The following is an 8,127-nucleotide window of genomic DNA, read 5'->3' on the forward strand; positions in this document are numbered from 1 at the left end:
TCTTTGTACAAAGATGGCCTTCCTTTGATGAAACGACTAATTCAAGCTCGTTGCTCTATTACTGCTCCTCCTACTCTTCCGATACCTCTCTAAACCTGACCAAACGTCTTTCCAAAAGAGCCACACCCAATCAATTAATACTAGTTGTCCATCTGGACGCAAAATAATATTGGAAGGTTTGATATCGCGATGGAAAAAGTTTTCCTGATGAACTGCTTGGAGAATATCAACGATTTGAAATAACCAATCCAAGGCTAATTTTTCATCAATGGGGCGATTTCCTCGCTTTTCCTGATACTCCTCTAAATTCAGCCCAGAGATTTTTTCCATGACCAAACAGTATAGGGGGGTTTGGTGGTTTCTGGGAAAGAAGGTAAAATTTTCCTCTCCTTTAGGAATACCTGGATGATTGAGCTGAGTGAGAACTCTGGCTTCTTGCTCAAAAAGTTCCACAGCTTTGGGTTCATCGTTAATCAAAATTTTGAGAACCTTGGCAATTCCCTTGTGAGTCACCTCATAGATTCGTCCAAAGCCACCTTCTCCGAGTAATCGGCTGACCCGATACCGTCCCGCCAGCAATAACTCAGAACCGCAGCTTGAGCAGAATAGATCCGTATCAGGGTTACCGGGCTGAGGACACCCAGGATTTATGCACAGGATCATTGGGGTTAAAGATGGGTTGATCTACTTGAAAGTTTAGCTTTAAGTTTGTTAAGTAGAAGTTTTAAGTAGAAATGCGTTCGCGTAGTGTGGTCTACGGCCAATCGCTTTTGGTATAGTCAACGACAATAATAAGCCTAAATATTACAACTTAATCGTTGGTCATTAATAATGCCACGAACAGATAGCTATGGGCAAGATACTTATAGGCAAGTCTACAGACTAGATTTTCCGCAGCTGGATGCCGGGAAAGCAGCACCTGCGGTTCTAACATCCCAGGAAAAGCGCGATCTATCGCGATCTATACAGTGATATCTATAACAGTGCGATCGCACTCCCATCCAATTGCTGATGAACCCTATATATAAAAACAATAGCGATAGAGCTATCCTAGCAATGCTTTAGGTCTAGGATAGACAAGGGGTGATCGGGTGATCGGGAGAAATTAAGCTCTCAAGTATATACTAGACACTGAAGTTCTCAAAAAATCTTCATAAAGAAACTTATACCCACTGATACCAGCGGTATCGATGGTCTCAATGATAACCTTCATGGGAAAATATGAATCCAGGAATTGACCTCCAAAGCAGTTTTATTCAATCGCTGAGTGATCTAGGCATCCCCGCTGGTGCAGCTAAAGCCATTTGGATGCCATTACCCCTATTTCTAATGATTACCGTTGCCACCGTAGGGGTTTTGGTAGTGGTCTGGTTAGAACGAAAAATTTCAGCTGCTGCTCAACAGCGCATTGGTCCAGAATACGCTGGCCCTCTAGGGGTACTCCAGCCTGTAGCAGATGGCATCAAACTCGTCTTCAAAGAAGATGTTATTCCAGCCAAATCTGACTCTTTATTATTCACCCTCGGACCAATCCTGGTTGTACTGCCGGTATTTATCTCCTACCTGATTGTACCGTTTGGACAGAACTTGGTAATTACCAATGTGGGCACAGGCATATTCCTATGGATTGCCCTGTCGAGCATTCAGCCGATTGGTCTGTTAATGTCTGGCTACGCCTCTAATAATAAGTATTCCTTACTCGGAGGCTTAAGAGCTGCAGCTCAGTCTATCAGTTACGAAATTCCTCTAGCATTAGCGGTTCTAGCTGTTGTCATGATGTCCAACAGCCTCAGCACCATTGACATCGTTGATCAGCAATCGGGATACGGCATTCTGGGTTGGAATATCTGGCGTCAACCAGTGGGTTTCCTAATTTTTTGGATTTCGGCCTTGGCAGAATGCGAGCGACTCCCCTTTGACTTACCCGAAGCAGAAGAAGAACTGGTAGCTGGCTATCAGACAGAATACGCTGGGATGAAATTTGGTTTGTTCTATGTCGGTTCCTACGTCAATCTCGTGTTATCTGCCTTGCTCGTAGCAGTGCTCTATCTCGGTGGGTGGGAGTTCCCCATTCCTCTCGATAAGCTTGCGGGCTGGCTAGGTGTGAGTGAAACCAGTTCCTGGTTGCAGGTGATTACTGCTTCTTTAGGGATTACCATGACCCTGCTAAAGGCTTACTTCCTGATCTTTACAGCTATTCTGTTACGCTGGACACTGCCTCGGGTTCGGATTGACCAATTGCTTAACTTAGGCTGGAAGTTTCTACTACCAGTAGCTTTGGTAAATCTTCTATTAACTGCTGCTCTTAAATTGGCATTTCCAATTGCCTTTGGTGGTTAGTTATTAGTTATATCAAGTCCGTTTACTGGCTACTTTTTTATTAAAAGTTAAGAATTAACAAGTAACGAAAAAACGATAGTAATAAGTAGTAAAACGGACAAGATATACTTAAAAAAGTACATAATTTAGGAATCATAAATCAGTACTACAATACTCAGCAAGACCATCAAGAGAGAGACACTAAACTATTATTATGCTAAAGTTCATCAAACAGGTTGGCGACTACGCTAAAGAAACTGTGCAGGCTGCTCGCTACATTGGTCAAGGGATATCGGTGACTTTTGATCACATGCAACGGCGTCCAATTACAGTACAATACCCTTACGAAAAACTAATCCCCTCTGAGCGCTATCGCGGTCGGATTCATTTTGAATTTGATAAGTGTATTTCCTGCGAAGTCTGTGTGCGGGTTTGTCCGATTAACTTGCCAGTGGTAGATTACGAATTTGATAAAGCTACTAAGAAGAAAAATCTCAAGCACTACAGTATAGATTTCGGAGTTTGTATTTTCTGTGCTAACTGCATTGAATACTGCCCCACTAACTGTCTATCAGCGACGGAAGAATATGAAATTTCTACCTACGACCGTCATGAGTTGAACTATGATAATGTAGCCCTGGGACGCCTCCCCTATAAAGTTACCCAAGACCCAATGGTAACTCCTCTAAGGGAATTGGCTTATCTACCGAAAGGGGTTATGGATCCTCATGATTTGCCAGCAGGTTCTCAAAGGGCTGGTATGCGTCCAGAGGAAATTCTCGAGCAAATGCAATCAAAGGAAGAAGACGTTAAGAGTTAGTTGTTAGTCATTGGTCTTTTAAAAGTTGTTCGCGTAGCGTGGCCAAAGGCCAAGGTTGAAGGTTGAAGGTTGAAAATTTAAAGTTGAAGGTTGAAGGTTGAAGGTTAACTAGTGACTGTTGACTGTGACCAATGACTTATCACTAATAACGATTAGCCAAAAATATATCACGAGGAGATAAGCTAAGCATGAATCTAGCGGAAGGGGTTCAGATAATTTCCGTTGCCATACTATCGGTGATCATGATTGGGGCGGCTTTAGGGGTTGTCCTTCTTTCCAACATTGTATACTCAGCGTTTTTACTGGCTGGTGTTTTCATCGGTATTTCTGGATTGTATATTCTGCTAAATGCTGACTTTGTAGCAGCAGCACAGATATTAATCTATGTTGGGGCGGTTAATGTCCTAATTTTATTTGCCATCATGTTGGTGAATAAGCGAGAGGATTTTCAACCAATGACTAAGCGCTGGGTGCGCACTGGATCCACTGCTATAGTCTGTATTGGTTTGTTTGCGCTTCTGAGTACAATGGTTTTGGCAACGCCATGGTCAGTTGAAATTGATCCAGCTATGGTTGTTACTAATACTGCTGTGGAGATTGGTCAGCATTTTTTCAGTGACTTTTTATTGCCGTTTGAGCTAGCTTCTGTACTTTTGTTAATGGCAATGGTAGGGGCAATTATCATAGCTCGTCGGGATTATATTCCTGAGGAATTGGTTTCGAGAGATCAGGAAATTGCTACAGCTTTGACCTTGCCTGAACGTCCTCGGGAGCTTGCGTCTGTAGCAGGAGATTCCACTAAGACAACCGTTTAGTTTTTTGTTGAAGGTTGTTCGCCCTTGGCATGGTGAAGGGTAAGTTGTTCGCGTAGCGTGGCCGAAATGCCAAGGTTTACTGTCACCCCTCAAGGGTCAATAACCAACTAGTAATTACCCATTTAAAAACTAAGCTGATGTTCATTTTTCTTGATGCAGTCGCTCATGGGGGAGACCCCCAAGACCGCGCTGCATCGCTTAAATTGGTTATTACCTGTTACCATAACCGCTGTTAACTGTTCCCTTTGAGCAATTTAGGTATCCCAATCTAAATGCTGAATAGCTTACTATTACCTACCTAAAAAACTATCAGATTTATGGAACTTCAACTCCAATACTTTTTACTACTTGCTGCTGCTTTGTTCTGCATCGGTATTTATGGTCTAGTAACTAGCCGCAATGCCGTGCGAGTGCTGATGTCTATTGAGCTAATGCTGAATGCGGTCAATCTGAATTTAATGGGGTTCTCTAATTTTATGGACTCAGCAGGGATTAAAGGTCAAGTGTTTACTGTTTTTGTAATTACGGTAGCAGCTGCAGAAGCGGCGGTGGGTTTAGCTATTGTGCTGTCGATATATCGTAATCGGGATACGGTGGATATGGAACAATTTAATCTGCTGAAGTGGTAGATTCAACAAAAGCTAAACATAGGGCGTTGCTCACTTGTGGAATGATTTAGGGTAAGTGGTAAGTGGTAAGTGGTAACTGACCCAACTAGACTTGATATTATTCCTTAGATCAGCAACGCCAAAATCTAGCACTCCTCAATCAGCTGACTTATCTAGTTCACAAATCAAGTTTTAGTTAACTTGAGAAAAGTGTGATAATAGACGGGGGTTGAAAACTGACTGCTTAGCAAAAACTCAAAGATTAGTTAATTTTGTAAACTTCCTTTAGAATCTGGTGTGACTATTTCGGTGAACTCATAAAATAAAAATGAATTATGGTACCCCTAAGAGACGAAAACCCAATCACAATCACGCCATATATTACTATCCTTCTGATTGCTATTAATATTTTAGTCTTTATTTATGAACTTAGCTTAAGTAAACCAGAACTCGACACGTTTTTTAGGCTTTATGCTGTGGTACCTAGGGAGTTAACCGCTAGTTTCGAGGGTTTTCCTGTGGGCCAGCCTGTGCCAGAACCCTTGACTCTGATCACATCCCAATTTCTCCATGCTGGCTTTCTTCATGTTGGCTCCAATATGTTATTTTTGTGGATTTTTGGTAACAACATTGAAGAAAAACTTGGGGGGATAAGGTTCTTAATTTTTTATCTCACTTGTGGGGCTTTAGCCGCGTTAGCCCAATGGTTTTTCTCAGCTCTATCTCCTATCCCTGCTTTAGGAGCTAGTGGAGCAATTGCTGGAGTGATGGGTGCCTATATTATCAGGTTTCCTAATGCTAAAATCCTGACTCTAGTGCCCCTATTTATCATATTTTTCGTAGCTAGGATACCAGCTGTATTTTATCTAGGGTTTTGGTTTCTACAGCAAGCGTTTAATGGCATAGCTAGTCTGGGAGCACAGGCTCAAGTGGGAATGGAGGGGGGAGGAATTGCTTACTGGGCTCATGCTGGTGGATTTGTGTTCGGAGCTATCCTTGGTCCAATCTTAGGTTTATTTGATGATTAGTGATTGGTGGGGATGGGGAAGCCTTCAGCAGTCAGCACTCAGCAGTCAGCACTCAGTAGTCAGAACTCAGCAGTCAGCACTCAGCTTTCAATAACATTGATTAAAGAAATTTACCGGTTTTATTCAAAAGCTGTTGTCGTAGCTTGCCCATAATAGCCCATAAGCTGCATGCTGATAGCTAATGGCTGATAGATGATAGATGATAGCTGAATAATTATAGGGAAGCTGTTAATTTTTTTAGCAAAAATGTAAAACCTGTGTTGAACAGGACATATTTTAGAATAGAATGTGAAATCTGGGGGTAAAATACATTACCCCTGTCTTGGATTCCAGGTAAGAAGCCTTTTCTAAATGAGCGCGAGAACACTGTTTGACAAAGTTTGGGATTTACATAGTGTTGGCACGTTGCCTTCGGGTCAGACTCAACTATTTATTGGTTTACACTTAATTCATGAAGTTACTAGTCCCCAAGCCTTTGCGATGCTGCGGGAACGGGGATTGAAAGTGCTGTTTCCGGAACGAACTGTGGCAACGGTAGACCATATTGTTCCGACGGAAAACCAAGGTCGTCCGTTTGCTGATGTCTTGGCAGAGGAGATGATGCAAGCGTTGGAAAACAGTAGTAAGGAGTTTGGGATTCGATTTTATAATATCGGCTCTGGGAATCAGGGCATTGTCCATGTGATTGCTCCGGAACAAGGGTTGACTCAGCCAGGCATGACGGTGGCTTGCGGGGATTCCCATACTTCGACTCATGGTGCGTTTGGTGCGATCGCATTTGGAATTGGTACCTCTCAAGTCCGTGATGTCTTAGCCTCCCAAACCTTGGCATTGTCTAAGCTTAAGGTTCGCAAAATAGAGGTGAATGGTAATTTACGCCCAGGGGTTTACCCGAAAGATGTGATCTTACACATCATTCGTAAGTTGGGGGTCAAAGGTGGAGTTGGCTATGCCTATGAATATGCTGGTACTACCTTTGAGCAGATGTCCATGGAAGGACGGATGACTGTTTGTAATATGTCGATCGAGGGGGGAGCTCGGTGCGGCTATGTTAACCCGGATCAGGTAACGTTTGATTATCTTAAGGGGAAAGATTTTGCTCCCAAAGGTGCAGATTGGGAACAGGCGGTGGCTTGGTGGAACAGTATCCGGTCCGATGACGATGCCGTGTATGATGATGTGGTTAGGTTTGAGGCGGCAGACATTGCGCCTACAGTGACCTGGGGGATTACACCAGGTCAAGGAATTGCGGTTAATGAAACCATTCCGATACCGGAGAGTTTGCCAGAAACGGAAAGAGCGATCGCACAACAAGCCTATGAGTACATGCAGCTAACTCCAGGCACAGAAATTCAAGGCACAAAGGTGGATGTGTGTTTTATCGGTAGCTGCACCAATGGTAGACTGACTGACCTGCGAGAAGCCGCTAAATTTGCTCAAGGTCATCATGTGGCTGAGGGAGTCAAAGCCTTTGTGGTTCCAGGTTCGGAACGGGTTAAGCAAGAAGCAGAAGCAGAAGGACTCGATCAAGTCTTTGTGGAGGCTGGGTTTGAGTGGCGAGAGCCTGGATGCTCGATGTGTTTGGCAATGAATCCGGACAAACTCCAAGGGAGTCAGATTAGTGCTTCGTCTTCTAACCGCAATTTTAAAGGTCGCCAGGGGTCTTCCACGGGACGGACGTTGTTGATGAGTCCAGCTATGGTTGTAGCCGCAGCCGTTAAAGGGGCAGTGGCTGATGTTCGGGAGTTGATGGTATAGGAGCAGGTCTGATGAGTAGTGAAGTAAAGATGATTACCGGAACAGGAATTCCTGTAGTAGGGAATGATATCGACACCGACCGGATTATCCCAGCTCGATTTTTGCGCTGTGTGACCTTTGATGGTCTCGGACAACAGGTTTTTGTTGATGACCGCGCTCAAGCTAACGGACAACATCCCTTTGACCAACCCCACTATCAAGGTGCAACGGTTTTAGTAGTAAATGGTAACTTTGGCTGTGGGTCTTCACGGGAACATGCCCCTCAAGCGATATCTAAATGGGGGATTCAAGGAATTGTCGGAGAGAGTTTTGCCGAAATCTTTTTTGGTAACTGCTTGGCGATAGGGCTTCCCTGTGTGACCGCTGACTCGGAAACCGTCAAGCAATTACAAACAAGCCTCCATGAGAATCCTGAAATCCCGATGACCTTGGATTTGGAAGAGATGCAAGTCTATTGTGGTGAGTTGCAGGCTTCTGTGTTTATGGAGGATGGACCAAGAAACATGCTGTTGACTGGGACTTGGGATACTTGTGGACAACTGGTTGCTCAAGTAGAAGCGATTCGATCCACAGCGGCTAGGTTGCCTTATATGGATTGGGGAGTTGTTTCTTAGTAGCTGATTAACTAGGATCTGCTTAACTAGACATAACTTGACCGAAGACCCTGAGGGCGCAAGCCCCTGGATTCTATCCCGGAGACGAAACCTTAGGAGAGTGGAGCCTTTATGGTTGGCAGGCTATGCATAAAAAGGTTAAAACTTATTGATTAGCGATGCAGC

The 8,127-nt window shown here is 43.8% G+C and carries 8 protein-coding genes and 1 pseudogene; 8 read left to right on the top strand and 1 reads right to left on the bottom strand.

The genetic code is table 11. From position 1 onward, the window contains the following. Positions 1 to 138 precede the first annotated feature (138 nt). A pseudogene (locus F6K37_RS26650) lies at positions 139 to 663 on the bottom strand (serine/threonine protein kinase); the annotation flags it as partial. A gap of 168 nt (positions 664 to 831) precedes the next feature. On the opposite strand from F6K37_RS26650, the gene F6K37_RS26655 reads away from it, so the two are divergent. The 8 genes from F6K37_RS26655 (at position 832) to leuD (ending at position 7,962) form a co-directional block, all read left to right on the top strand. Further along, positions 832 to 972, top strand: a complete 141-nt coding sequence (locus F6K37_RS26655; protein ID WP_154659812.1) for a hypothetical protein — start codon at positions 832 to 834, stop codon at positions 970 to 972. A 249-nt stretch (positions 973 to 1,221) separates the two neighbouring features. Next, positions 1,222 to 2,340: an NADH-quinone oxidoreductase subunit NuoH gene (gene nuoH, locus F6K37_RS26660; protein WP_008185031.1), complete on the top strand. Its 1,119-nt coding sequence runs from the start codon at positions 1,222 to 1,224 to the stop codon at positions 2,338 to 2,340. A gap of 193 nt (positions 2,341 to 2,533) precedes the next feature. Continuing rightward, positions 2,534 to 3,139 (top strand): NAD(P)H-quinone oxidoreductase subunit I, encoded by a 606-nt coding sequence (gene ndhI / locus F6K37_RS26665; RefSeq protein ID WP_008185029.1) that lies wholly within the window; start codon positions 2,534 to 2,536, stop codon positions 3,137 to 3,139. A gap of 188 nt (positions 3,140 to 3,327) precedes the next feature. Further along, positions 3,328 to 3,954, top strand: coding sequence for an NADH-quinone oxidoreductase subunit J (locus tag F6K37_RS26670; RefSeq protein ID WP_008185027.1), 627 nt, complete (start codon positions 3,328 to 3,330; stop codon positions 3,952 to 3,954). A gap of 317 nt (positions 3,955 to 4,271) precedes the next feature. After that, positions 4,272 to 4,583: an NADH-quinone oxidoreductase subunit NuoK gene (nuoK, locus tag F6K37_RS26675; protein ID WP_008185025.1), complete on the top strand. Its 312-nt coding sequence runs from the start codon at positions 4,272 to 4,274 to the stop codon at positions 4,581 to 4,583. Positions 4,584 to 4,897: 314 nt separating this feature from the next. Continuing rightward, the gene (locus F6K37_RS26680; RefSeq protein WP_008185023.1) at positions 4,898 to 5,590 is read left to right on the top strand and encodes a rhomboid family intramembrane serine protease; all 693 of its coding nucleotides are present in this window, start codon (positions 4,898 to 4,900) and stop codon (positions 5,588 to 5,590) included. A 351-nt stretch (positions 5,591 to 5,941) separates the two neighbouring features. Then, entirely contained in the window at positions 5,942 to 7,348 is a 1,407-nt protein-coding gene (gene leuC / locus F6K37_RS26685) for a 3-isopropylmalate dehydratase large subunit (RefSeq protein WP_287253381.1), read from the top strand. Positions 7,349 to 7,359: 11 nt separating this feature from the next. After that, entirely contained in the window at positions 7,360 to 7,962 is a 603-nt protein-coding gene (gene leuD / locus F6K37_RS26690) for a 3-isopropylmalate dehydratase small subunit (RefSeq protein WP_008185019.1), read from the top strand. The last annotated feature ends 165 nt before the right edge of the window (positions 7,963 to 8,127 follow it).

Origin of the sequence: Moorena sp. SIO4E2, from assembly GCF_010671945.1 — a bacterium.
GTDB classification, from domain to species: domain Bacteria; phylum Cyanobacteriota; class Cyanobacteriia; order Cyanobacteriales; family Coleofasciculaceae; genus Moorena; species Moorena producens.